This window comes from Acidimicrobiales bacterium, assembly GCA_036399815.1.
GTDB lineage: Bacteria > Actinomycetota > Acidimicrobiia > Acidimicrobiales > DASWMK01 > DASWMK01.
Genome location: DASWMK010000185.1, coordinates 29,930 through 53,887 on the forward strand (window position 1 = coordinate 29,930; position 23,958 = coordinate 53,887).

A 23,958-nucleotide genomic window follows, 5' to 3' on the forward strand; every position below is an offset into this window, starting at 1 on the left:
CGACGCGCCGTGCTGCATCAATACGGCGTCGAAAATTCGGAAATGAGCACGGCTCGCTGTCGCCGGATTGGGGTACGAAGGACCGGTCGTTCGCCGCACAAGGGGTTGCGTCATGACCGCAGTTGTCGCTGACATCGAGTTCGGCCAGGGCATCGAGGACGCCTGGTCGGACGTTGCCGCGTTCATCCCGAAGTTCGTCGGTTTCCTGGTCATACTCGTCATCGGCTACTTCTTCGCCAAGATCATCGCACGAGTCGTCGACAAGGTGCTCGAGGGGGTCGGGTTCGACCGTGCGATCGAGCGCGGCGGCATCGGCCGGGCGCTCGAGAGCTCGAAGTACGACGCCAGTGACGTCGTCGGGAGGCTCGTCTTCTACACCCTCTTCCTCTTCGTGCTCCAGATGGCGTTCGGAGTCTTCGGCACGAACCCCGTCAGCGACCTGCTCGCGTCGGTCATCGCGTACCTGCCCAAGGTGTTCGCCGCGATCCTGATCGTGGTCGTCGTCTCGGCGATCGCCGCGGCCGTGCGTGAGCTGCTCGAGGCGACCCTGGGCGGCCTGTCCTACGGGCGTGCGCTCGCGAACGGCGTCGCCGGGGCGATCATCGTCGTCGGCGTCTTCGCTGCGCTCAACCAGCTCCAGATCGCCCCGGCCATCGTGACCGGGCTGTTCTACGCCCTGCTGGCCATCGTGGTCGGCGTCACCGTCGTCGCTGTCGGCGGCGGCGGCATCTGGGCCATGCGCGACCGGTGGCAGCGAGCCCTGAGCCGCCTCGACCAAGAGCTGCCCGTCGTCCGCCAGCAGACCCGGCCGACCCGGGGCCTCGACCTCCGCCAGCCGCCGGCCGCGGGCGCTGGCACCGAGAACGCCGGAGTCACGACGACGAGGACCACCCGCTGAATCTGTCCCCCGGAACCCTGACGGAAGGAGCACCGTGACCAACACACCCAGCAGCGACGCGACCGCGTGGGTCGGCCGCACCCTCGTCGACCGCGACGGCGGAAAGATCGGCACCGTCGAGGACGTGTACCTCGACGACGCCAGCGGGCAGCCGGAGTGGCTGGCCGTCAAGACCGGGTTCTTCGGCGGCAACCTCAGCTTCGTCCCGATCTCGGGCGCGACGACCGCCGGCGACGACATTCGCGTCCCGTACGAGACCTCCCTGGTCAAGGACGCGCCCAACGCCGCCGCCGACGGTCACCTCAGCCCCGAGGAGGAGCGCCGGTTGTACGACCACTACGGCCGCGACTTCGGCGACTGGTCCTACGACCGGTCCGAGGCGACCACGGGGTACGACACCAGCGGGCCGAGCACCGACGACGCCATGACCCGCTCCGAGGAGGAGGTCGCCGTCGGCACCCAGCGGGTCGAGGCCGGCCGGGCCCGGCTGCGGAAGTACGTCGTCACCGAGAACGTCACGACGACGGTCCCCGTCGAGCGTGAGGTGGCCCGCCTCGAGCGGGAACCGATCACCGACGCCAACGTCGCCGCCGCCACGAGCGGGCCCGACATCACCGAGGCCGAGCACGAGGTCGTGCTCACCGAGGAGCAGCCGGTGGTCGAGAAGCAGGTCGTGCCCAAGGAACGGGTGCGGCTCGAGACCGACACCGTCACCGAGGAGCAGCAGGTCAGTGCCGACGTGCGCAAGGAGCGCATCGAGGCGGAGGGCGACGTCCCGGGTCGCTGACCCGGGAGCGGGACGAGCCACGAGAGGAGCACCATGGACGAGCGATCGGTCGGCGACGACCGAGCCCACGACCTGCCGTCGGCGGCGGCTGACGTGCGCACCGGAGGGATCCGCGTGCGGGGGGCCGGCGACGACGTCGGCGTCGAGGAGGCGAGGCGGCACTTCGGCGGCCTCGACCTGCTCTCGACCGTCGCAGGCCTGCTGGCCGCGCTCGGAACGATGGTGCTCCTCGGTGGCCTCGCCGGCGCCGCCGGCAGCATCGGCTACCAGCTCGGCGAGGCCGACGAGGGCGACCTCTCCGTCGGTGCGCTGGTGGCCGGCATCGTGGTCCTCCTCGTCGCCTTCTTCGTCGGCGGGTGGGTGGCAGGCCGGGTGGCGCGGTACGACGGTGGCCGCAACGGTCTGGTGACGGCCCTGTTGTTCGTGCTGCTCGCCGCTGGCCTCGCCGCCCTCGGCGCCTGGCTCGGCGAGAAGTACGACGTCCTGGCCAACCTGGACCTCCCGCAGTGGTTCTCGGGCGACCGGACCGGCATCGCCGCCGTCGTGAGCGCCGTCGTCGGCGCCGTCGCCGCCCTCGCCGCGGGCTGGTTCGGCGGCAAGCTCGGCGAGCGGTACCACCGCCATGCCGACGCCCTCGTCGCCCGCACCCGCGAGGGCGGCGTCGGCGGGCTCGTCGACGACCGTCGCCTGATCGTCAGGAGGCCGCGATGACCGCCGACCACGAGGATCGCGACGTCGCCGAGGTCGTCCGCTCCGAGGAGGAACTCGCCGTCGGGACGACCCGCGAGGAGGCCGGCCGGATCCGGGCCCGCAAGGTCGTCGAATCCGAACCGGTCGAGGAGGTTGTCGCCGTCGGCGTCGAGCATGCCGACGTCGAGCGCACGGCCGCCGCCGACGGCGACAGCGGCCTCGTCGAGACGCTGCCCGACGGGTCGGTCTCCATCCCGGTGTTCGAGGAGCAGCTCGTCGTCGAGAAGCGCCTCGTCGTCCGGGAGCGCATCATCATCCGCAAGCACACCGTCACCGAGGACCGTGTCGTCACCGCCGAGCTGCGCAAGGAACGGGTCGAGATCGATGCCGACGACGCCGTCGCCGACCGCATCATCGACGACCGGCATCCATAGACGGGACCGGCCCGCGGGGGCGACGTTCGCCATTTCTCCGAGCAACGACACCTAGCTGTAATGCCCAGGCAGTTGTTGACGGCTTGGATGGGTGGTTGGCCGTTGAGGGCGGTGTGGCCGCGGTGATGGTTGTGGTCGTGCGGCCAGCGGTCGAACCGGCGGGAGCGTTCGGCTTCTGAGCGGTAGGGCCGGAGGTAGGCCCACTCGTCGGCCATGGTTCGGTTGAACCGTTCGACTTTGGCGTTGGTCTGGGGGTCGGTAGGCGCGGATGCGTCGATGGTCGACGCCGAGCTGAGCGCACAGCTCGGCCCAGGCGTGGCTGTTGTAGCCGGGGCCGCTGTCGGTGAGGAGCGCCTCGACGGTGATGCTGGTCGGCGAACCAGGCGTGCGCGCGGCCGAGGATGGCGACGCAGTCGGCCCGGTTCTCGGCCGAGAGGATCTCGCGGTTAGCCAGGCGGCAGTAAGCGTCGACGGCGGAGTGGATGAACAGGTAGCCGCCGCCCTTGTTGGCCACTGACCCGGTGCGGGCGGCCCGGCCCAGCACCCGGTGCCCGCCGCCGGGCGGGATCTTCGCCTGCTTCTTCGCATCGACATGGACCAGCTCCCCCGGGCGGCTGGTGAGATGCGGCGGATCACCCGGCCCGTGGGCCGGTCCATCCACGCCAGCCGGTTCAGGCCGCGGCGGACCAGCACCCGGTGCACCGTCGAGGCGGGCAGGCCCACGATGAACCCGATGCGGGCGGGGCCGAGCTTGCGGGCGGTGCGAAGACCGACGATGCGCTTCTCGGTGCTGGGACCGGTCTTGTTCCGGGAGCGACGCGGCCGGCTCGAGCGGTCCTCCAACCCGGCGTCACCCTCGACGAGCCAACGGTTCCACCACTTCGACGCCGTCTGACGAGACACGTTCGCGGCCTCCGCCGCCGCACCCACCGTCCAGCCATCGGCGATCCGGGCGCACAACCGGCGTCGGCCCTCCACGGTCAACGGAGCGTTACGGTGCAATCGAGCCTCCTCGGCGGGTGCGGTGCGGTAGCAGCTCCACACTCGCCCGGAGGCTCAACCCATCCGCGGACCGTCAACAACGTCCGTGGGCATTACACCTAGCTGTAGATCCCATCCACGTTCATCAGTGCGGGCTCCTTGAAGATCGGGGTGCGACCCACCCTCACTCCAAGGAAACCCGCGAAGCTACACAGTAACGGTCGGACCTGCCGCAGGCGGCGGTTCCGAGCGGCCACGGATGCACCCTGAGGCGTTTAGACAGGTCGGACCGGTCTCATCTGCAACGATGCGCCGGCGATCGCGACGAGCGGTGCGCTGGAGGAAGGCGAGGATGTGGTCGACCCCTTGAAGGCGCTGTTCGGTGGCGACGGCGGTATGGCCGCCTTCGACGAGCGCGAGCTCGACGTCTCGTCCGAGCTCCCGTAGGCGGTCCACGTAGCGCTCGACCTGGGGCAGGGGGCAGCGGCTGTCGTTCCGGCGTGCGTACACGAGCACCGACGCCCGGACCCGGTCGGCCCAGGTGATCGGCGAACGGTCGCGGTACAGCTCCTCCCGGCCGTGCGGCGGGCCGCCGAACAGGTCGTTGGCCAGCGACCGCATGCCCCGGTCCTGCGCCTCGTAGGCCGCCGCCCAGTCGGCGATGGGCACCACGGCGGCGACGGCGCACCAGGCATCGGGGAGGAGGCCGGCGGCGAGCAGCGCCACGTAGCCGCCCCAAGAGGACCCCACGATCGCCGTACGAGCCGGGTCCGCGAACCCCGATGCCACCAGGTCGTCCCGGCCGGCGCCCACGTCGCACACCTCGGGCCGGCCGGGGTCGCCGACGAGGGCGTCCACCCACGCCCGGCCGTACCCACTCGATCCTCGGTAGTTGACGAGGGCGACGGCCCAGCCGTGGTCGACGAACGCCTGCGCGTAGGGGTTCCAGCGATCGGAGTTGTGCGTGTGCGGGCCCCCGTGGACGAGGAAGACGGTGGCGTGCGGCGGCTTGGTGGCTGGCGCGGCGAGGAACCCGTGCACCTCGTCCCCCCGGTCGTTCCTGAAGCTGCACTCGGTGAACGGCGTCCCCGGTGGGGCGCTAGGGCCCGGCGGCTCGAGGACCGGCTCGGCCCGCCCGACGGCGCGGATGGCGGGCGGCAGGGCCCCCGACGACGAGTGGTACCAGACGGCGCCGTCCGGCCGGACGGCCGCCGCGCCGACGGTGCCGGGTGCGTGCGGGAGCGGGTGCACCTCGCCCGTCGCGACGTCGACCCGGTGGAGCCGGTCGCGGCCCTGCCACGTCTCGAGCACGATGAGCGACCGGCCGTCCGGCCACCAGTCGCCGAGGTCGACGTCGCCGACGAGGTCGCCGACGAGGTCCGTGCGCCGCCACGTCCACGGGTCGACGACGGCCGGCCGAGCACGGCCCGAACGGTCGGCCAGGACGGCGACACGGTGGTCGTCCGGTACGGGCGAGAAGACGGCGGCGAAGAGGCTGTTGCCGGGCCCGTCCCACAGGTCCGCCACCGTCAGCCCGTCGTCGACGCGCGCGACCCGCAGCGCCGGGCGCAGGTCCTCGCCGTGCTCGCAGTGCTCCAGCGCGAAGACCCCGCCGTCGCAGCTCACCCCGACGACCCTCGCCCACCCGTCCAGTCGCACGACACGGTGGACGCCCTGGCCGGCAAGGCCGACCACGACCTGGAACCCCGACCGAACGGCGCCGCCGACGACGACCGTCCCGCACGGGCCGAACCCGGCGCCCGAGCTGCGCATGGGCGGCGCGCCGGGCAGGAGGGGTGCGACCGGTCCGCCGGCGAACGGCTGGGTCATCCACTGCCCGACCTCGTTGCCGCCGTCGTCCTCGAACCAGTGCACGGACCGGCCGTCGCGAGACGGGCGGGCGATCGTCGTGCCCGACGTCGCGCTGGTCACCTGCCGATGCGTCCCTGCCGCCCGGTCCCAGGTGCGCACCTGCCACGAGCCGGACTCATCGGACGCGTACACCAGCCGGTCAGGGGCCTCGACCGCCCACTCGGGGAACGTCAGGTTGGCGGCGAGGAACCGCCGGCGCCAACCGTCCCCCCGACCCGTCATCCCGCCGCGACCGCGCCGGGCCCCTCCCCCGCCTCCCTCAGCAGACGGAAGTAGACGTCCTCGAGCGTGGTCGACTGCACCGAGAACGACACCTCGCGTCGCAGGAGCTCGGTCACGAGGCGCCGGGCGGCGTCGGCGTCGGCGGGGTACACGACCCGGCGCCCGGCCACGGCCTCCACGAACCCGTGCGCCGACAGCACTTCGGCGCCGACGCTCGGAGCCGGCGTGCCGTCGAGGACGACCCGCTCGCTCGACGGCAGGCGGGCGAGCAGATCCGTCAACCGTCCCATCGCCACCAGGCGGCCGCCGGAGATGAGCGCGATCCGGTCGCTCAGGATCTCCGCCTCACCCATGTCGTGGGTCGTGATCAGGATCGAGGTGCCCTGCTTGGCCTCGACCAGCCGGTTCCACAGCTGGCGGCGAGCACCCGGGTCGAGGCCGGTCGTCGGCTCGTCGAGGAGGAGGAGTCGGGGGCCGACCCCGAGGGCCATGGCGAGGAGGACGCGCCGCTGGTACCCGCCCGACAGCTCCTGGGCCCGCACGTCGCGTCGGTCCCAGAGACCGAGGGGAGCACTGGGTGCCTACGACTGCGGATGACGGCGCCCCGTCGGACGGCTGACGCCATGCCCTTACGCCGCGGTCTCGCGCTCATGATTGATCGAGCGCGGGCAGTCAGTCGGAGCGGGTCAGACGGCCAGGGCCGAGTATCCGATAGCCGCCGCCCGCAGCAGCCTCTTCAATCGCGGCACGGAGGTCCCGCATCCCGCCAGCGACGGCGACCAATCCCCGCCAGGCAACCTTGTGGACCTCGCGCTCGTCATGGTCCGGATCGTTGACTGCCCCGTACCCATGCAACGTCGACTGCCGGGCGGTGTGGTCGAACTCCCAGAGTGTTTGCCTCGGCGACCCAGTGGGGAGCGACGGCGGCCGGTGCCGGTGGAAGTCGGCATTCCGCCGTGCCAGCAGGCTCGCATAGCGGGCGTCGTGGAGTAGCCGGAGGAGGCGGTCCGTCAGGCGAACGGCGGCGCGACTCCCACCCTGGCCAGCAGCACGCTCGAGTTGGGCCCAGATGCGCTCGCGCGGCGTGAACGACGGCCAGTCGCGCGCCGTGGTCGAAACCGGCTCGAAGGATCGCTCGACACCGAGCTCCCGCAGACCACGAGCCGTACGGACGTCCAGGAGGACCGTACGCAGGGACGCGTTCCCGGCCGCATGCGCCGCTCCGAGCGTGAACAACATCGCCGTCTCGCACAGAGCTCGGACCGCCATCCGTCGATGGTGCACGTCGTTCGTGGCACTGCGATGGAGCCAGCGCTGCGCATCCTGTTCGGCTGTCCACGCCATCGCCAACTGTTCGCCAGCGCTGCCCATGAGCCCACAGATGCGGTTCACCCAGTCGTGCTTGAACGGCGGAGCCCACTTGCCCCCGGTGACCGACAACATCTCACTGAAGGACCCACGTGCGCCTACCAGCTGCCACTCCACTGCCGCGTTCTGTACGTTCTCACGCCGGGCCCGCGTCGGCGGGAGGGCATCGAGCGTCGCCACCGGCGCCAACGAGGCGATCAACATGGCGCTCGGGTGCTCGTCCTCGTGGTCGCTCAAGCCGATTCCTCGCTGATGCCATGCGGGCGCATGGCGCCACGACCGTTGTACTAGAACGTCTCCACAACGCGCGGGACGGTGCCCGCGACACATCGCGAGAGCGCGGCGTACGACCCTTGTGAGCAGGGGTGCCGGGAAGCCCGGCGACCGACTTCCGGGCCACCGAGCTGGGGTGCCGCCAGCCTCAGGGATGCGCAGGCCTCCGCGGGCCGCCTCGGTACCTAGTCCGCGCTCGCCGGTATCCGGGCGGATCGTCCAGCCGACGCCCGCCCGCACGGCACGAGCTTGCTCCGTGACCACTTCCTGCGACCCGAGCACCGACCCCGATCGTGAGGTCGCTGATGACCTTGCCGTTGAGCTCGATCACGAGCGACTTCGCCAGCGTCCGGGACGGAGACTCGCTCCGGTGCTCCACCACAGTGTGCGGCGGCCGGCTGATTCATCGGCTCAACGAGTCCTCTGACCGGACCGCTCACGTTGCGGTTAGGTCATCGACGTCGGCGGTCCCGGTACGATCCTCCGTGCGGACCGGCCAGTCGGTGTCGTCAGCGAGCGGAAGCCCGCGGCGCCGTGGCCGCTTGTGACACCGCCACCTCACGATCGAAGAGCCGGCTCGACAACCGGAAGCCCTTCCACGCGCAATAGATGCCGAGTGACAGCTCCCACGCAGCCTCTGGCAGCGTGAGGAGACCGGACGGTCCCTCTCCGTTCTTGAAGACGCCGATCAGCTGCAACACGAAGGAGAGGATCAACAGGGGCCCACCGATGAGCCCCAACAGCGCCATACGCCGCGGCACAAGCTCCGATCGATACATCAAGTAGCCCAACAGGATGCCGTTCCCGATTCCGGCGACGAGGCCCGGTCCCCACCGGAACGACCAGTCGTACATCTGCGCCAGCCTGTCACCCTCCGTGCTGAGTGCCGTGGCGTCGGCGCCACTGGCTCCCAACGCATCGGCCAGCGACACGATCGAGATGATGCTGATGAGACCGATCGCAGCGAAGACCGACTCCATGATTCGCGCAGCGACATAACTGAGCGAGACCGTCTCGCTCAGCCGCCGAACGAGCGGGTAGATCACGATCGCTGTTCCGATCTGGGTGACGATCAACCCGAACTCGAGGACGGCGCCCCATTTCAGGCTGGCGTTGGAGGCTTCGACGAAGCGCATGTCGCTCCAGCTCGCGCCCACACCGTCGATGAAGAGCAGCCGGGCCGGGATGCTCGTCACGAACGTGCCGATGAACAACCAACCGAAGATCCGTCCGGTCCGCTGGACGTCCATCCTGGGCCTCCCCCCGTGCAGCGCCAGAGTCGACCGTAGCGGACCGACCAACAGGACGCAGGGGATCCCAGACACGACGGGTAGCCCGTGGAACGACCAGCGGCATTGCCAGCTTCGCTGGCCATAACGCCGGACTCTCCTAGAAGATGTGACTTTCGATCCGGTCAAATCTCTGCTCATGGGGGCTAGTAGCGTGGGCCGAGGCGGGGGCGACTCGGCCTCCAGGCACGGCTCGAACCTCGGCAGCCGACTCGTCGCAACGGTCAACGCTCGTGGACATTGGCGTACGAGTACGACCTCACCGGTCACCTCGTGGCGCAGCCATCCGCCGCAGCCGTGACACCGCGCTGGGTGCGACTCTCCCGCGGCCTGCCCGTCACCGTGACCGCCGGTCGCCACCGTTCGTATGGTCGGCGTCGACGGGGCGACCGACACGAACCGTGCGCGACCCGATCCTCGAGGTCGGGTTCCCCCTGTCCGTCGCAGCTACGTTAAGCGCCATTCCCGCACCATCGCCAACAACGGCGGCCAAGGCGGAGCGTCGCGTCGAGGCGTGCGAGGATGGCCAAGTGGTTCCGGTCAGCGACTTCCATCCTACGTACGAGTTCGTAGAACAGAAGTCAGCCACTGGTAAGGCAGCGGACTTCAGCAGACCTGACGACCCACGCGAGCTACCGGGCTACGACGATGAGGAGCACTGGTCGGGCCGGACCATCGACGGCGAGTGGCTCGCCGACTTCCTGTGCGACGAGACCCGGCCGAAGCACCGTCGCGGGCTCACGATCATCGGCGCCCGCATCGCCGACGGGCTCGACCTCCGCTGGGCCCGGGTTCCCCATCCTCTGACTCTCGTGTCTTGCCAGCTCGGACCGCACCGGATCGACTTCGAGGAGGCGACGACGCGATCGATCCGGCTCCGTGGCACGGCGTGCGGCGGACTGGGAGCAGAAGGTGCCGAGATCGACGGCAGCGTCGTCCTCGACGGCGGGTTCTCCGCCACCGGCGGCGTGCGGCTCCTCGACGCCGTCATCGTCGGCAACCTCGAATGCACCGGCGGCTTGTTCACCAACGGCGACGGCGACGCGCTCTCATTCGATCGCGCCCGCATCACCGGAGGCGTTGCCCTCGACCAGGGCTTTGCCTCGATCGGCGAGGTGCGCCTCCTCGGCGCCTCCATCGGCGGCAACCTCGCCTGTCGCGCCGGTTTCTTCACCAATCACGAAGGCGACGCCCTTTCTTTCGATACCGCCAACATCGCCGGCAGCGTCTTCCTCACCGACGGATTCGCCGCTGTGGGACAGGTCCGCTTCCTCGACGCAACGATCGGCGGCACCCTCTACTGCCGCGCCGGCACTTGCACGATCACCTCGCCGGGCGCCGGCCGGTACGCCCTTGCCTTCAGCCGAGCCCGCATCGCTGGTGGCGTGTTCCTCGACAGCGGCTTCAGCGCCTCGGGCGGTGTCCGGCTCGCGGGCGCCACCATCGGGGGCTCGCTGGACTGCGCCGGAGGGACGTTCACGAGCCCGAACGCCCTAGCGGCTCTTTGTTCGGACGGCGCCCACATCGTCGGTAGCGCCCTTCTGACCGACGGGTTCACCGCGACTGGTGAGGTGCGGCTGCTCGGCGCCGCCATCAATGGAAACCTCGACATCACTGCCGCCCGGTTCGCGGACGTCGGGCGTGCGTTGAGCCTGGACAACGCCACGATCACTGGCGCACTGGTCCTCGGCGGCGGATCGAACGTCGACGGCACGCTGTCGTTGTCCGGTGTCTCCGCTGGCTCACTCGCCGACGAACGCGGCTCGTGGCCGAACCGCATCGATCTCGACGGTTTCACCTACCGAAGGCTCCACGGCCCGGACACCGATTGGAAGGAAAGGGCAGGGTGGCTGCGGCGGCAGACCACGCCGAGCCCAGCAGCGTACGAGCAGCTGGCGTCGGTGTACCGAGCCAGTGGGGACGACCGGTCAGCTCGCAAGATCCTCATCGAGCGGCACAACTCTCTACTGAACCCGCCGTGTCACTGGAAGGACCAGGTCACGTTGGGATGGCCAGGATGTCTGCAACGGTTGTGGCGGTGGTTCCTCCGGCTCACCGTCGGGCACGGGTACGAGCCCTACCGGATCGTCCCGTGGTTGCTCGCCGTTCTCCTCGGCATGACGCTCTGGTACGCCGATGCCAAGGATCACCAGCTGCTCGTGCCGGCCGACGCCAGCGGCGCAACGGCGTCGATCTGTGAGCCGGACCACATCTGCGTGCAGCCGTTCGTCTATGCACTCGACACCTTGGTGCCCCTCGTCGAGCTGCGGCAGCGGTCGGAGTGGGCGCCGGACCAGAGCCGCCACGGCGCCACGTGGTACCGGGACGGGCGGTGGCTCGCCACCGCTACGTGGACGACGGGCCTACTCGGATGGGTCTTCGCCTCCCTCGTCGCGGCGAGCTTCACCCAGGTCGTACGGCGGGATTGACGGCTCACGGACGGGACGCACGTCGCCGTCGTAGCGCCCACTGGCACCCGCCGGCGTGGGTGTCTTGTGCTCGTGCTGAGCGCGCTGGTGGTGGAACGCCCGGGCCCGGCGGCCCAGGCAACGCGAGGCATCGCCCCGAGCCACACGGCGCCGCCAGTGGCCACGCGACGTCTCACCCTGCCCACATCATGCCGCGAGCCACGACGATCCACGTTCTGAACGACGTCACCGGCCGCTCTGGGCACCCTCGCCGCCCCGTAGCGCCCGGGACGCGACGCGTGCCTGCTCGAGGCCGTCGAGCATGAGGTCCCGCCCGAACCCGTACTCGGCGCAGTAGTAGTAGCCCCGGTCGGGAACCTTCTCGATGGTCAGTTCGGTGAGGTGGGGGTACTCGCCCGGAGGCATGCGCTGCAGGACCGCGTGCGCGGCGTCGGCGGTCGCTAAGCCGTAGGTGTAGCTGTCGAGGACGGAGAGCGCGTGCGCGGCCTTCTCGATGAGACGCCGGCACTGCGGAGGCACCCGATCACGGCGTCGTGGTGTCGGAGCGTCGCCGGGCCCAGTGAGGTCGCAACCCGATCGCCCAGCGGCGACGTGACAGAACGCGTCGTGCGGATATCGCCCGCTCACGCATCGCCGTCCTCCATCCGGTTCCGCCCGGACGGCAGCCCGATCCGGTGCAGGTCATGCAGGTTCAGGGTGAGGTGTCGTCGCGGAGCGCCGCGACGGCCCGGCCGACGTAGCTAGCGGCGACCAGCCATCGCCGCGTCGCGTCCGCGTCGCCGACGGGAAGCGAGTGCGCCCACTCGTCGTGGAGGCTTCCTCGGAAGCTCGCGAGGTGGTGGCCGGCGGCGGCCAGACCGTCGCGGTGGGACGGTGTGACGCCGTTCGGGCTCGGGTTGCCCTTCGCCCGGTACATCGCCTGGTCGGCCCGGTCGATTAGCGCGATGGCCGTCTCGTCGGGCCGGGCGGTCACCGCCACCCCGACGGTGGCGCCGATGCGGAGCTCGAGATCGTCCGACACCCGGAGCGGTGCCGCCAACGTCGCGGCGAGACGACGAGCCAGCGCGTCGGCCTGGGCTGCGCCGTTCACGTCCTCGCAGAGCACGACGAACTCGTCCCCACCGACGCGGCCGATCACGTCGGCCGGCCGGATGGCCCGCTCGAGGCGCGTGGCGACGAGGGCGAGGGCTCGGTCGCCGACCAGGTGCCCGTACCGGTCGTTGACGTCCTTGAAGTGGTCGAGGTCGATGAACATGGCCGCCAGCACGGATGGCCGGCGACGGAGCCGGGTGATCGCCCACTCGGCCTTGTCGAGGAGCGCCGCTCGGTTCTGGAGTCCCGTGAGCGGGTCGTGGGTGGCGTCGAAGCTGAGGGCCGCCTCCCGCTGCTTGCGCTCGGTCACGTCGCGGGCGACGACCGCAACGCGGCTGCCGAAGGCGCGGTTGGACACCGCCACCGCGACGTCGACCCACCGGTCGGCGCCCGGGCCGTACCGCAGCTCCATCGTGTCGGTCGACCCTCCGGCTGCCGACCTCACCACGCGCCGTCTCGATGGCAGGTCGAAGTGTCCCAGCCAGCTCCGACCGCCCAGCCCGCCGGCCTCGCCGAACAACGTCCGCCAGGCGGTGTTCACGTGGAGTGATCGCAACCGGCGATCGGCGATCACGACGGCGACCGGGAGGATGTCATACCCGTCCAGGTCCTCTGCGTAGGCCGCAGCGCGCTCCTGCGCCTCCAACCTGGCCTCCGTTCGACGCGACCGACTCGGCGCGAGCGGTGCCGGGGTCTGGAGCGCAGCTCGTGCACATGATAGCCCGCCGCCACCGTGCCGAGCGACCGGCGTCATGTCAGGGGCGGGCTCGGAGATCTGACAGCGGGAGGCGCCCGGCGATGACGCTCTCTGCCACCTCCACCAACCGACGGTTGTGGCGGCGCGCGAACTCGCGCATGAGGTGGAAGCCGTCGTCCATCACGATGCCTCCGCGCTCGGCCAGCACGCCCTTCGCCTGCTCGATGGCGACCCGGCTGTTGAGGGCGCTGTGGAGCTGCTGGGCGACCGCCTGGAACTGGCTCACGGCTCGGGCCTGGAGCAGGCCGATCGTGGCAACGTCGGCCAGCGCCCTGCAGATCGCCGATTCGGCATCGGTGAGCGCCGTGGGCTCCCGGCGGAACAGCGTGAGGGCGCCGATCAGGTCGTCCCTGAGGCGCAGAGGGATGGCTTCGACGGAGTTGAAGCCGGCGCTCACGGCCTCGGAGGCGAACCGGGGCCAGCGGTCCGTCGCCGTCAGCCGCTCGCCGACGACGCGTTCGCCGCTCATGACGCAGTCGAGGCCTGGCCCCTCCTGATGCTGGAGCTCGAACAGCTCCAGCAGGTGCATCCGTTCCTCGGAGGAGGCCGCGACCCGCAGCATGCCGCTCTCGTCGATGAGCAGCAGACCGGCGGCGTCGACGTCGACGAGCTCGACGCAGCGGATGGTGAGCACGTGGAGGAGGTCGATGACGTCGAAGTCCCGGACGAGCGTGTCGGCCAGCTCGACGAACGTACGGCTGAGCTTCTCCCTGGCGTTCACTGCTGGAACCGCTCCCGTCCGGCGACCACGTCGACGGCGACGTCGTAGATCGACCGGTCGGATGCGAACGCCGTGGCGCGAATGCGGGCCAACGCCTCGGCGAGACTGGCGCCGAGCTGGACGGACACCATCCCGGTCGCCTGGTGGACGACGGCTCGGTGATGCCAGACGCCGTCGACCGTGGCGCCGAGGACGGCCACGGCGGCCGCCGAGTGCAGGTCGAGGACGGTCGTGGTCCCGATGGCGGCCAGCGCGATGGCGTCGGCCAGCTGCTCGTCAGTCAGTGCGCCCGGCCGCCCCCTGCACAGGTACAGGACGCCGCAGCGGATCGCCCCCACGACCAACGGGACGCCGAACACGGCCTCGGCGCCGACCGCGAGGGCCGCCGCTGTGAACATCGGCCACCGGGCCGCCCCCACACCCCGGAGGTCGCCCTCGAGGATCGGCGTCCCAGCGTGGTACGCCTCCAGGCACGGCCCCTCGCCCAGCGCGAACTGGAGGTCCTCGATCCTCGTCACCCCCGGGCCCGAGGCTGCGACCACGGTCCCGACCTCTCGGTCCGACATCAGGATGAGCGCCGCATCAGTCACGTCGACGACCTCGACGGCGGTGTCGCACAGCCGAACGTGGAAAGGCCGGTCGCCGTCGAGCCGGTCGATGGCCGTCACGAGACGAGCGTTGCGGTCATGGAGCACAACAGACCCTCTCGTGCCGGCGGCGCGGGTACGTTCTCGCTCCGCAGCGTACGCCGGTGGCAGACGCATCGTCACTCGGCGACGCCGAGGTCTGGGCCGACGCACGGGAGCGCTGCTCGGCGCAGGGGAATGTCCTGACGTCGTTCAGCGAGGGAAGCGGCGGAGCGTGCGCCCTATTGAGCTTGCCCATCGGGCCCGCCGCGCCTCGCCTGGCAGCTGGAACTGCGCCCAGACAGTCTTCCCCGTGGGGTGCATCTGGTAGCCCCAATCGTCGGCGAGCGCAGCGACGAGGTACAGACCGCGCCCCGTCTCGCCGAGCCCCGCAGCGTGCTCCACGACGGGCGGGGCCCCGGAGGCGTCCATCACGTCGATCGTGATCGCGCCGTGCGACCGCTCGACGACGAGCTCGAAATCGCCGCCGGCATGGAGTACGGCGTTGGTGACCATCTCCGTCACCACCAGCTCGAGGGGCAGCCGCACAGCCTCGTCCAACGTCGAGCCGAGCCAGGCGACGACCGCCACCCTGGCCTCCGGGACAGCGGCAGTACGACAGCTCCGTCGGAGGTAGAACCGGGCCGGACCCGAGTGCACGCTCGGCTCGGGGTGGTGGTGGGTGCCCGAGCACCTCGGGCCGCGGGCCCCGTCCGGCCTCCCCGACCGAGCAGCATCCGGCGGTCGGCCCAGCAGGCGGGCAGCGACCGATCGGCGCGCCGTCGTCACAGCTTGTGCGTCATTCGAGCCTCGCCTGTTATCGCCCGTGGTCGATCTGCGAGCCATGCCGGGGTCTGGAGCGAGCTCGCTGAGACCCTACCCCGCCCGCCACGCTCGGTACCGGTCGGCCGAGCGCGCCCGTGCGGCCGTCGCCGTCGGTGTGTCCGAGGCTCGAGGTCGCGCTCGGACGGTTGCGACAGGGAGAGGGTTGGGCGGAGCGTGCGTCGCCGTCTGCGCCATCCCGGCGGCGTCCCCGGCGAGTCACGCTTCTGCGTGCCGGTCAGGCGGCCGTCGAGACGCCGGCCGACGACTCGATCCGGTTCGGGAGAGGGCGTGGAACGCGGTGCACCGGGCCACGACGAGCACGACCACCCCGCCACCCGGCGCGATCCACGGTGGGAAGACCACGCTGAGGGCAGCGGCGGCGATCGCCACCCGGGTTGTGACGTGCCGACCCCGCCACAGCGCAGCGGTTGTCGCCAGAGCGGCGAGGACGCCGAGCCATGGCGCGAGGTTGGCGAGGTCGTGAGCGGACTCGACGCTGACGCTCGCCCGGACGGCCGACGTCGGCGTGTCGGCCATGCCGGCACGGATGAGGGCGTCGACGACCCGGACGTTGCCCACGAGGACGAGCACGGTCGTGGCCAGCCAGGCTGCACTGCTGGCGAGCACGGGCAGCTGCCGGCGCGCCGGCGCTGATACGTACAGCAGTACGCGACGAGCGCGAACGCCGGGAACACGACGCTCGCGCCCCCGAGGTGCTCGGCCGCGTGGCCGGACACGTCGTAGCGGCTCTCGAAGGCGGCCTTCTGGAGTACGAGGGAGGCGGCCAGCAACGCCGGCACAGGCCACCAACGGCGGAAGTGCGACACGATCACCTCTCCCCACCCGCCTGCCCAGGCGGCCCGCCACTGTCCCATGGACCGGTCGACGACCTCGGGTTCGTGGGCCTGACCGGCACCCCCGTGTCGATTCCCGTGCGGCGGCGGGGGTGCATCCGGCGGCCGGCCGTCCGCAGCGCCGCCGCGCTCCCCGCCCTCCTCGAGCGCCGAGACCCGGCGCGCCGTCGCGGCCGTGAACGCCTCGGCCAGGCCGATCTCGGGCGAGTGGCCGGCGAGGCGGCCGGGGACGCCTGCAAACGACACGACGCCACCGGACGGACCGCTGACGGCCTGCTTTGCCGGTGGGGTGCGTGAACGGGCGGCGCGCGGCGTCCGCCGGTGAGCTACGACGACACGCTGGAATCGTTGACGGGCTGCATGGACGCGGTGGCATACACGGTTCACGTCTCTCTCTTGGATCGCAGCTTCGGACCCGCGCCGCTGACCCGATCGTGACCGCGCCGCCCGGCGACCGCGCGTGGGCGACGACCCAACCAAGTCCGCCGGTCCCATCCCAGCCCGGTGCACACGCGCGTCGATGGCGCTCCGTTCCGTTGGCGCGCTCCCGTTCTGCTCCCGCGTCAAGCCTGATGGAGTACCGTCGTACCGGTTGACCAGGGCGTTTGTCGTGACAGGCACGGGCCTGCAAAGCCCTGTACACCGGTTCGATTCCGGTCGCCGCCTCGACCCGCTGACCTGCTAAAACAGCAGGTCAGCGGCACGAACTCGTCGACCCGCTGTGTCCGTGAGAGTCCCTGGTCGACCACCAGAAACCGTTGTTTCGCTCCCGCGTCGCTCGCGCTGGGACCAGCCGCACGTGCCGATCGGGGGGCCGGGTTCGGCGGTCGGAGCCACCCGTAGTCGTCGAACCAGTCGGGGTAGCGGCGAACGGTGCGACGGACGTGAGCGCGGGGCGGTCGTGATCCCATCGGTCCGCCCAACCGAGCGGGCGACACAGCACGTGCGCATGACCAATGTCGAGGTCTGATGCGATCCGCAGCGCCTCGCCCACGAGACCCGCTTTGTCGAGCGCGGGACGTTCATCGTGTGGGCGGGTTGCAGTATCCATCCGCTCGATTCGGGTTGAGCGATGCACCCCGCCGACGTCGTCGTCATCGTCCTCGGGCCCGGCGACGCCCTGTCGATCCCGCTCGGCTGGCTCCACGTCGCCGACGCCACCGGCGTCAGCGCCTCGTTGACGTTCTTCTGGACGGCATGGGTCGACGCCATCGCCATGTCGCGTCACCGCCCGACCCTCGTGCCGTCCCTGGCGCTCCGAGCCGTCCGTTGGGAGGTGGCGATCCCGACTCGGTGAGCTCGGGCTACCGGATGTTCGGCGGGCCTCTGTGTGAGTCGGCGACCGAGTGCCCCGTGGGCGGCGGCTGGCGCGTCGGCTCTAGTAGCTCGTCCGGCCACCGAGGAGCCGGCTGCGACCCGTCGCGTCGGCGAAGGCCCATGGCTGGACGTCGGGAGGATCGACGCCGAGGGCCGTGAGCGTCGCGCAGATCTGCTCGCGATGGACGCTCCCGTGGTGGAACGACTGGGCCATGACGATGCCGGCAGGACACGCGTAGGTCCCGAGATCGAGGATGGCCGTCCGCTCGGGGTCGAACTCCGCGGCGGTGAAGAACGACTCCCACAGGCGGTCGAGCTCGTCGACGCGGAGCGAAAGCTCGTCGAGGGTCGCGACCTGCTCGCGTGCATCGTCGATGGTCCACGGCTCGGGATGCTGCTCACGCTCGTGTCGTGCTGCTGCGACCCACGTCGTCACTGGTCCACCGAGCGACGACAGGTGGGCCCCCTCGCTGGTGACGAGGTGGTTGAACGTTTCGATGATGCTTCCGTATGCGGCCGGTGCCGGGGCCGTCAGCTGGACCGGCGTGATCGTCCGACATGTAGCGAGCAGCACCTTCGACGCCCAGGCGTTGTGGCGCGAGAGATAGAGCAGCGCTTCGTTCATCCTTCACTCCGTTCCTCCACGCGCCCCGTTTCGCCGCGCGACACGCCGCCAGTGTGTTGCGCCGGGGATTCGGCGACCAGCGAGTTGCTTCGCGGAGGATGTCCGTCGAGCACAGCCCGGTGTGCGGCGACACGGCGGTACTCGGCGACGGGACGTCAGTTCCTGAAGGTGCGACGCCGGCCCACCCGAGCGCCGGCGGAGACCGGGCCCCTCATCGCCGACGTCTCCCGCCGGATTCCTCGGCGCAAGAGGGCTTGGGGGGCTGCGGGGGGTGGCAGAGGCGTTGACACTAGCGTTCGTCGCCTCGCCCCCGGAAGATCCGAGCCGGCGGTGCTTACACTCCGGCGATGAGCCTGGACGGCTTCGCTCGGGTCCCGCTGTTGTTCGGCCCGTCACCGATCCACCCGCTGCCGCGGCTCAGCGCGGCGCTCGGCGGCGGGGTCGAGATCTGGGCCAAGCGGGAGGACTGCAACTCGGGCATCGCCTTCGGCGGCAACAAGGTCCGCAAGCTCGAGTACCTCGTCGCCGACGCTCTGGCCCAGGGATGCGACACGCTGGTGTCGATCGGCGGCGTGCAGTCCAACCACACCCGCCAGGTCACCGGCGTCGCCTGCCACCTCGGCCTGAAGGCGGTGACCGTCCAGGAGCGTTGGGTCGATTGGCCGGACCCGAACTACGACGTCGTCGGGAACCTCCAGCTGACCCGCATCATGGGCGGCGACATCCGGATGGACGACGCCGGCTTCGACATCGGCGTGAGAGACAGTTGGAAGGCGGCGCTGGAGTCGGTGACCGCCGCCGGCGGCCGGCCCTACGCCATCCCGGCCGGCGCGTCCGACCACCCGCTCGGCGGCCTCGGTTTCGCCAACTGGGCGCGGGAGGTCGCTGCCCAGGAGGCCGAGCTGGACGTCTTCTTCGACCACGTCGTGGTGTGCACCGTGACCGGGTCGACGCATGCCGGGATAATCGCCGGGTTCGCTCTCGAGGGACGCGACGACCGCCGGGTCGTCGGCATCGACGCGTCCAAGACGCTCGAGCGGACCGTCGACCAGGTCACGCGCATCGCCAACGACACGGCGGACAAGATCGGTGTCCGACGCCCGCTGCGGGCCGACGAGATCACCGTCGTCGACGGCTACGCCGGCCCGGTGTACGGCATCCCGGACGACTCGACGATCGAAGCGATCCACCTCGCCGCCCGCACCGAGGGCATGCTGACCGACCCCGTGTACGAGGGAAAGTCGATGGCCGGGCTGGTCGGCATGGTCCGCTCCGGCGAGATCCCGGCCGGCTCACGGGTGCTCTACGCCCACCTCGGCGGCCAGCCGGCCCTGTCCGCCTACGCGTCGGTGCCCGGTCTCGGCTGACGTCCAGACGGTCGCTGTCCTACGCGCCGACGACGGGGACGGCGAGTGCGTGGTGCTCTCCGCCGCGAGCGAGCGCAAGCGATCGACGCCGCGTCAGCGAGCGACGTCGCCGGCGCTCGGCATCCCGCCCCACGCTGGGTCTGACCACGCCGATCGGGTGGTGCTGTCGGCGGCGTACGGGCGCGGTTGGGGGCCCGTCGCCATCGCGGCGCGCTGGAACTGCTGCGGCCCCGACAAGGCCGACTGCGTCGATGGCGAGCAGGCGATCGACCGCGTCGAGGCGCGCTCATCTATCTGGCCGTGGACAGCGGGATGCGATGAAGAGGGCTCTCGTCTCCGCCGCAACCGAGTGGACCTGCGCCGACGGAAGGCGAGGGTCGCGACTCGATCCATCGGATGGCTACGACGCGTTCCCATTTTGCGAAGCCCTGTACGCCCGTTCCATTCCCGTCGCCGCCTCGTACGGATCGTCGACCGCGGCCTCATCCTGCTGCCGCGGCGACGAGGAACAGGATGCCGACGAGGGTGATCGCGGTGGCCAGCAGGGCGGTCTCTGCGGGGGTGGCGACGGCCCGGCCGGGGGCTCCGAGCCGGCGGCGCGCCGAGGCGCGGAAGGCGAGCCACGCGGCGGTGGCCGCACCGAACGCAACTGCGCCGAGGACGACGCGCATCGTCGGCCCGGCCGCCGGGACGGCACGGGCCAGCGCGGCGCTCGCCACGCCCATGCCGAGGCCGCTCCTCTGCCACCCGAGCGCCGTGCGCTCGGCGGCGCGGCCGGGGTCGGTCACTGCTCGCCGACGACGACCAGGACGAGCGCGATCGCGGCGGTGACGGCGATCACGAGCGCGACCGTCGGGAGCAGCAGCGACCGGGGGAGGTCCTGGCCCAGCCGCATGGCCCGCTCGTTCCTGGCCCACTGGAAGAAGCTGCCGGCGGACAGCACGGCCCCTCCGGCGATCAGCGGGAGGCCGATGAGGCGGCGGTCGCCCGGGACGCCGAACGCCGGGAGCAGCTGCGCGATGGCGAGCCCGGCCGTCATGAGGGCGAGGGCCGTGCGGCACCAGGCGAGGAAGGTGCGCTCGTTGGCGAACGAGAACCTCGGATCGGGTGCGTCGCCCACGTCGAGCCGCCACCTCGACGTGACAGCCTGATGGCCGCGTGCCTTCACGATCACGGACCCGGTGGCGGCGCGCCGGCGCCGCCGACGGGCTCGACGGGTGGCGGGACCCAGGTACCGGCGATGGCCTCGGGGCGCGGGATGTAGAGCCGCAGCATCAGGTGGAACTCGCCCGCCGGCACCGGTAGCCACCGGTCGGTCGCACCGGGCGGCGGCGCCTGCCGGAGGAGGACCTCCACGGGACCGTCACCCTGGCGGAAGCCGGGCGTCCGGTCGCCGATGGCGTAGCGGTCGATCGGGTTGCGGACGAGGCGGCCCGGCTTGGCGTAGACCGTGAGCGACCAGAAGGCGTCGACGGGCGGCGGGCGGTCGAACCGCAGCGCATAGGCGGACGACCCGACCAGCGGCAGCCCCCCGCCGTCCACCCGCGCCACCGGGTACAGCGCCTCCTCGACCGGCAGCACGTAGATCTGGTTGCGGGCCACGGCGGCGCGGAGCAGGTGGTCCGAACCGAACCGCGGGCCGAGCAGGTTCGTCGACCATCCGTTGGCGCTGTGGCCGAGGCTGCCGATCTTCGCGTCCACCAGGGCGTCGCCGTCCCGCAGGCCGGCGACGACCTCCGTGCGGGACGTGGCGCCGAGCGACGAGGCGTCGAAGCCCCTGCCGGGCACCACGCCGAGGACGGCCGCCTTGGCCAGGAGCTCGTCGTCGGCGGGCTCGAAGACCTCGTCGTCGACGACCGCTCCGAGCTGGTCGAGGAACACGAGGTCGGGGTCGGCCACGTCGTCGGCGGTGGGGAAGGGGCGTTGGGCCGGGATGTCGTTGAGCCCGTCCGCCCGCCGCCGCTCGGCGAGGGGCCGGAGGCGCATCTGCCGCTGCAGCGCGTGGACCCGCTCGACGTCACCGTCGACCCCGGGCTCGACGAGGACGCGACCGGCGACGAGGAAGTAGCGCGTCCGGCTCCGGATCGGCTCCACGTCGTCGGGGACCGGGCCGTCGTACGCCGGCCCGTGGATGAGGAGCGGCGGCAGCTGCGACCCGTGCGTGCGCCGCCCGAGGGCGAGGTCGCACTCGGTGTTGGCGTGCGCCAGCTGGAACGTGTAGTAGCGATCCCCGAAGTCCGGCGTCTCGAACACGAACGGGCCGGCGTCGAGGTCGAGCCACGCCAGCGAGTACAGCGTGTCGACGTTGGGGGCGACGCCGACGGTGAGGTCCGGGTCGGAGAGCCGGCGCTGGTGGCCGACGTTGTCGAGCGCGGCGGCGGCCGAGCTGGGGGGGCGGGCGGCGAGCGGGTCGCGGGGCGACGTCACGTTGTGCCGGAGGCGCATGGCGTCGACCAGTGCCGACCCCCACACGTAGACGTCGGTGGCGATGCCGCGCAGCTCGCTCACGCCGGCGCTCCCGTCGTGGCCGGACCGCGACCCGGTGCCGCGGCGAGCAGCCCGGCGGACGTCCACGCCACGAGGTCGGCGATCATCTCGCTGCGGCCCACCCCGCGGCGGCGGCGCCCGCCCTCCCATCGCGCCACGTCGGTGATCACGCCGATGACCGCCCGGTCGACCCGGAGGCGACGGAGCGGCTGGGGCAGGTGGGCGAGCGCCCCCTCGAGCCGGCGCCGCCACTTGCGGAACACGCCCCCGTGCTCGCTCTCGAGGGCGACCTCCGACCACTGCGGGTCGCCGTAGCTGGCCGCCAGGAACCGGGCGTAGGAGCTGCCGTCGGGCCGGTCGATCGTGAACTCCACGAGGGGGACGACCAGCGCCTCCACGAGGGCGGCGACGTCGTCGCCGCGGCCGTCGGCGTCGGCGGCGGCCAGGAGGTCGGCCCGGCGGGCGTTGATCGGCCCGAGACGGGCCTGCACGATGGCGGACACCAACCCCGCCTTCGACCCGAAGTGGTACTGCGCGGCCGAGTTGTTCCGCTGCCCGGCGGCGACGCTGATCCTCCGCAGGGACGCCGCCCCGATCCCCACCTCGGCGAACAGCTTCTCGGCGGCGCGGAGGAGCGACTCGCGGGCGTCGGGCGCCAGATCGCCGGCGGCGGCGGTCACCGCGCCTCGATCGCGGGCGGGATCCAGCGGCCGTCGCGGGCCTCGGCCCTCGGCTCCCACATCCGGAGGTCCACGTAGAACGGACCGTCCGGCACCGGGAGCCAGTTCGACGGCTCGGCAGGCCGCCGGTGCTGCAGGAGGATCTCGAGCGCTCCGTCCGCCGTCGTGACGAGCCCGGCGGTCGTCGACCCGATGGCGTAGCGGTCGATCTCGTTGTCGTAGAGGAGCCCGGTGTCGGTCGGGTAGACGGTGAGCGACCAACCGCCGTCGACCGGAGGGAGCACGTCGAACCTCAGCCGGTGGTCGCGCCGACCGTCGAGCGGCGCCCCGTCGCCGCCCTCGAAGGCGACGAAGAACTTCTTCTCGGCCGTCACGTTGCCGCCCGTGCCCACGAAGTTCTGGACCGCACGGTGGAGGTAGTTGAACCCCAGCTCGCCGGCGGTCCCGGTCCGCCAGCCGGTGGCGGTCCGCTCGCCGACCAGCGCACGCGATCCCTCGACGACGGCCATGGCGTCGCGGAAGCCGGCGACCACGCCCTCGCGCACCGCCGGGTCGAGCTCGTCGAGCGAGAACGGCCGTCGACCGCCGAGCCCGATGCCGGAGAAGCGGTGGACGTAGGCCTCCTCCTGCGCCGGACGGCCGTTGTGGCGGAGCGTCCAGTCGAGGGCGGCGAGGAACGGCCCGGCCTCGGTCTCGACCTCCTTCGCCGTCACGGCCGGGAAGTCGATCGCCGGCGACGGGCCCGTCCCCGAAAGGCGCACCTCGTCCTGGAGCCGGCGAACGACATCGACGTCGCCGCCCGCGTCCTTCACGAGGATCCGCATCAGGATCCAGACGAACGGCGTGCCGACGCGGAAGGGCACGAGGCCGTCCGGCAGCGGGCCGTCCCACGTCGTCGTGGTCACGGCGAAGCGACCGCCCTCGGCGCCCACGGTCCGGGAGCTGAGGTTCGTGGCGTTGCCGTACAGGTCGACGAACTGGAGCGTGAAGTACCGCCCCTCCATCGGCGGGACCCGGACCTCGACGGGGCCGCCGGTCAGGTCGAGCCAGGCGTTCGAGTACAGGGTGTCGACGTTCGGCGTCTTGAACGCCGTGAACGACGGTGTGGCGAGGTCGCGCTGGTGGAGGAACCGGTTGAACCCGGTGTACAGGTCGCTGGCGCCATCGACGGCCTGCTCGTAGAGCTGCGCGTACTCGAACGCCGACGGCAGCCCGTAGATCGTCGCGTCCATGGCCAGCATGCGGGCGTACTCCCGCCGGTCGCCGGGATCGGGCGGCAGGATGTCGGCCGTCGTGGGGAGCTCGAGCTGGTCGACGGCGAGCAGGTCGTACGAGCGGAGCGGTGCGGAGGGGATCGCGGGCAC

22 protein-coding genes and 2 pseudogenes are annotated in these 23,958 nt (G+C 71.4%); 7 read left to right on the plus strand and 17 right to left on the minus strand.

All coding sequences use genetic code 11. The features are described 5' to 3' along the window. Positions 1-112 precede the first annotated feature (112 nt). From VGB14_13905 to VGB14_13920, 4 genes are read left to right on the plus strand one after another with little or no spacing between them, the layout of a single operon-like run. On the plus strand, positions 113-898 hold the full coding sequence (locus VGB14_13905) for a hypothetical protein (GenBank protein HEX9994018.1): 786 nt from the start codon (positions 113-115) through the stop codon (positions 896-898). 34 nt (positions 899-932) lie between these two features. Then, positions 933-1,685, plus strand: coding sequence for a PRC and DUF2382 domain-containing protein (locus tag VGB14_13910; protein ID HEX9994019.1), 753 nt, complete (start codon positions 933-935; stop codon positions 1,683-1,685). A gap of 33 nt (positions 1,686-1,718) precedes the next feature. Then, on the plus strand, positions 1,719-2,396 hold the full coding sequence (locus VGB14_13915) for a hypothetical protein (protein HEX9994020.1): 678 nt from the start codon (positions 1,719-1,721) through the stop codon (positions 2,394-2,396). Continuing rightward, positions 2,393-2,809 carry a DUF2382 domain-containing protein gene (locus VGB14_13920; protein HEX9994021.1) on the plus strand — a complete coding sequence of 139 codons (417 nt, stop codon included), beginning with the start codon at positions 2,393-2,395 and terminating at the stop codon, positions 2,807-2,809. The genes VGB14_13915 and VGB14_13920 overlap by 4 nt, the downstream gene beginning before the upstream one ends. A gap of 89 nt (positions 2,810-2,898) precedes the next feature. Here the strand turns inward: VGB14_13920 and VGB14_13925 are convergent. From VGB14_13925 to VGB14_13945, 5 genes and pseudogenes are all read right to left on the minus strand, one after another. Continuing rightward, a pseudogene (locus tag VGB14_13925) lies at positions 2,899-3,811 on the minus strand (IS481 family transposase). Positions 3,812-3,997: 186 nt separating this feature from the next. Beyond that, positions 3,998-5,884, minus strand: a complete 1,887-nt coding sequence (locus VGB14_13930) for an alpha/beta fold hydrolase (protein ID HEX9994022.1) — start codon at positions 5,882-5,884, stop codon at positions 3,998-4,000. Further along, positions 5,881-6,435 (minus strand): annotated as a pseudogene (locus tag VGB14_13935) (AAA family ATPase). Before VGB14_13935 ends, VGB14_13930 begins: the two are co-directional and overlap by 4 nt. 121 nt (positions 6,436-6,556) lie before the next feature. Next, entirely contained in the window at positions 6,557-7,489 is a 933-nt protein-coding gene (locus tag VGB14_13940; GenBank protein HEX9994023.1) for a hypothetical protein, read from the minus strand. A gap of 545 nt (positions 7,490-8,034) precedes the next feature. Then, positions 8,035-8,775 (minus strand): DUF4386 domain-containing protein, encoded by a 741-nt coding sequence (locus tag VGB14_13945; GenBank protein ID HEX9994024.1) that lies wholly within the window; start codon positions 8,773-8,775, stop codon positions 8,035-8,037. Positions 8,776-9,215: 440 nt separating this feature from the next. Between VGB14_13945 and VGB14_13950 the strand changes: the two genes are divergently transcribed. Further along, entirely contained in the window at positions 9,216-11,243 is a 2,028-nt protein-coding gene (locus VGB14_13950; GenBank protein HEX9994025.1) for a hypothetical protein, read from the plus strand. A gap of 225 nt (positions 11,244-11,468) precedes the next feature. On the opposite strand, the gene VGB14_13955 is transcribed toward VGB14_13950, so the two are convergent. The 6 genes from VGB14_13955 to VGB14_13980 form a co-directional block, all read right to left on the minus strand. After that, positions 11,469-11,762 (minus strand): hypothetical protein, encoded by a 294-nt coding sequence (locus tag VGB14_13955; GenBank protein HEX9994026.1) that lies wholly within the window; start codon positions 11,760-11,762, stop codon positions 11,469-11,471. Between the two features lie 172 nt (positions 11,763-11,934). Then, positions 11,935-12,747: a GGDEF domain-containing protein gene (locus tag VGB14_13960; protein HEX9994027.1), complete on the minus strand. Its 813-nt coding sequence runs from the start codon at positions 12,745-12,747 to the stop codon at positions 11,935-11,937. Positions 12,748-13,090: 343 nt separating this feature from the next. Further along, on the minus strand, positions 13,091-13,813 hold the full coding sequence (locus VGB14_13965) for a GAF and ANTAR domain-containing protein (protein ID HEX9994028.1): 723 nt from the start codon (positions 13,811-13,813) through the stop codon (positions 13,091-13,093). Continuing rightward, entirely contained in the window at positions 13,810-14,481 is a 672-nt protein-coding gene (locus tag VGB14_13970; GenBank protein HEX9994029.1) for a GAF and ANTAR domain-containing protein, read from the minus strand. The genes VGB14_13965 and VGB14_13970 overlap by 4 nt, the downstream gene beginning before the upstream one ends. Before the next feature lie 171 nt (positions 14,482-14,652). After that, positions 14,653-15,285, minus strand: a complete 633-nt coding sequence (locus tag VGB14_13975) for an ATP-binding protein (protein HEX9994030.1) — start codon at positions 15,283-15,285, stop codon at positions 14,653-14,655. A gap of 195 nt (positions 15,286-15,480) precedes the next feature. Then, on the minus strand, positions 15,481-15,855 hold the full coding sequence (locus tag VGB14_13980) for a hypothetical protein (GenBank protein ID HEX9994031.1): 375 nt from the start codon (positions 15,853-15,855) through the stop codon (positions 15,481-15,483). A 1,335-nt stretch (positions 15,856-17,190) separates the two neighbouring features. Here VGB14_13980 and VGB14_13985 point away from each other — a divergent pair. Continuing rightward, positions 17,191-17,415 (plus strand): hypothetical protein, encoded by a 225-nt coding sequence (locus tag VGB14_13985; protein ID HEX9994032.1) that lies wholly within the window; start codon positions 17,191-17,193, stop codon positions 17,413-17,415. 81 nt (positions 17,416-17,496) lie between these two features. Here VGB14_13985 and VGB14_13990 read toward each other — a convergent pair whose 3' ends face one another. Beyond that, entirely contained in the window at positions 17,497-18,060 is a 564-nt protein-coding gene (locus VGB14_13990; protein ID HEX9994033.1) for a DinB family protein, read from the minus strand. A 347-nt stretch (positions 18,061-18,407) separates the two neighbouring features. On the opposite strand from VGB14_13990, the gene VGB14_13995 reads away from it, so the two are divergent. After that, entirely contained in the window at positions 18,408-19,427 is a 1,020-nt protein-coding gene (locus tag VGB14_13995; protein ID HEX9994034.1) for a 1-aminocyclopropane-1-carboxylate deaminase, read from the plus strand. 482 nt (positions 19,428-19,909) lie between these two features. On the opposite strand, the gene VGB14_14000 is transcribed toward VGB14_13995, so the two are convergent. Genes VGB14_14000 through VGB14_14020 form a run of 5 tightly spaced genes read right to left on the minus strand, consistent with a single transcriptional unit; the run spans position 19,910 to position 23,958 of the window. Continuing rightward, positions 19,910-20,215 (minus strand): DUF202 domain-containing protein, encoded by a 306-nt coding sequence (locus tag VGB14_14000; GenBank protein HEX9994035.1) that lies wholly within the window; start codon positions 20,213-20,215, stop codon positions 19,910-19,912. Beyond that, positions 20,212-20,547, minus strand: coding sequence for a DUF202 domain-containing protein (locus VGB14_14005; GenBank protein ID HEX9994036.1), 336 nt, complete (start codon positions 20,545-20,547; stop codon positions 20,212-20,214). Before VGB14_14005 ends, VGB14_14000 begins: the two co-directional genes overlap by 4 nt. Before the next feature lie 50 nt (positions 20,548-20,597). Next, on the minus strand, positions 20,598-21,935 hold the full coding sequence (locus VGB14_14010; protein HEX9994037.1) for a DUF1254 domain-containing protein: 1,338 nt from the start codon (positions 21,933-21,935) through the stop codon (positions 20,598-20,600). Further along, on the minus strand, positions 21,932-22,594 hold the full coding sequence (locus VGB14_14015; protein HEX9994038.1) for a TetR family transcriptional regulator: 663 nt from the start codon (positions 22,592-22,594) through the stop codon (positions 21,932-21,934). The genes VGB14_14010 and VGB14_14015 overlap by 4 nt, the downstream gene beginning before the upstream one ends. Continuing rightward, a complete protein-coding gene (locus tag VGB14_14020) occupies positions 22,591-23,958 on the minus strand; it encodes a DUF1254 domain-containing protein (GenBank protein ID HEX9994039.1) in 1,368 nt (455 codons plus the stop codon). The genes VGB14_14015 and VGB14_14020 overlap by 4 nt, the downstream gene beginning before the upstream one ends.

Coding starts and splice junctions, on each gene's coding strand:
- VGB14_13985 (HEX9994032.1), top strand. CDS start 17,191: ATGCACCCCGCCGACGTCGTCGTCATCGTCCTCGGGCCCGGCGACGCC.
- VGB14_13960 (HEX9994027.1), bottom strand. CDS start 12,747: ATGGAGCTGCGGTACGGCCCGGGCGCCGACCGGTGGGTCGACGTCGCG.
- VGB14_13975 (HEX9994030.1), bottom strand. CDS start 15,285: ATGGCTCGCAGATCGACCACGGGCGATAACAGGCGAGGCTCGAATGAC.
- VGB14_13945 (HEX9994024.1), bottom strand. CDS start 8,775: ATGGACGTCCAGCGGACCGGACGGATCTTCGGTTGGTTGTTCATCGGC.
- VGB14_13930 (HEX9994022.1), bottom strand. CDS start 5,884: ATGACGGGTCGGGGGGACGGTTGGCGCCGGCGGTTCCTCGCCGCCAAC.
- VGB14_13995 (HEX9994034.1), top strand. CDS start 18,408: ATGAGCCTGGACGGCTTCGCTCGGGTCCCGCTGTTGTTCGGCCCGTCA.
- VGB14_13990 (HEX9994033.1), bottom strand. CDS start 18,060: ATGAACGAAGCGCTGCTCTATCTCTCGCGCCACAACGCCTGGGCGTCG.
- VGB14_13915 (HEX9994020.1), top strand. CDS start 1,719: ATGGACGAGCGATCGGTCGGCGACGACCGAGCCCACGACCTGCCGTCG.
- VGB14_13905 (HEX9994018.1), top strand. CDS start 113: ATGACCGCAGTTGTCGCTGACATCGAGTTCGGCCAGGGCATCGAGGAC.
- VGB14_13920 (HEX9994021.1), top strand. CDS start 2,393: ATGACCGCCGACCACGAGGATCGCGACGTCGCCGAGGTCGTCCGCTCC.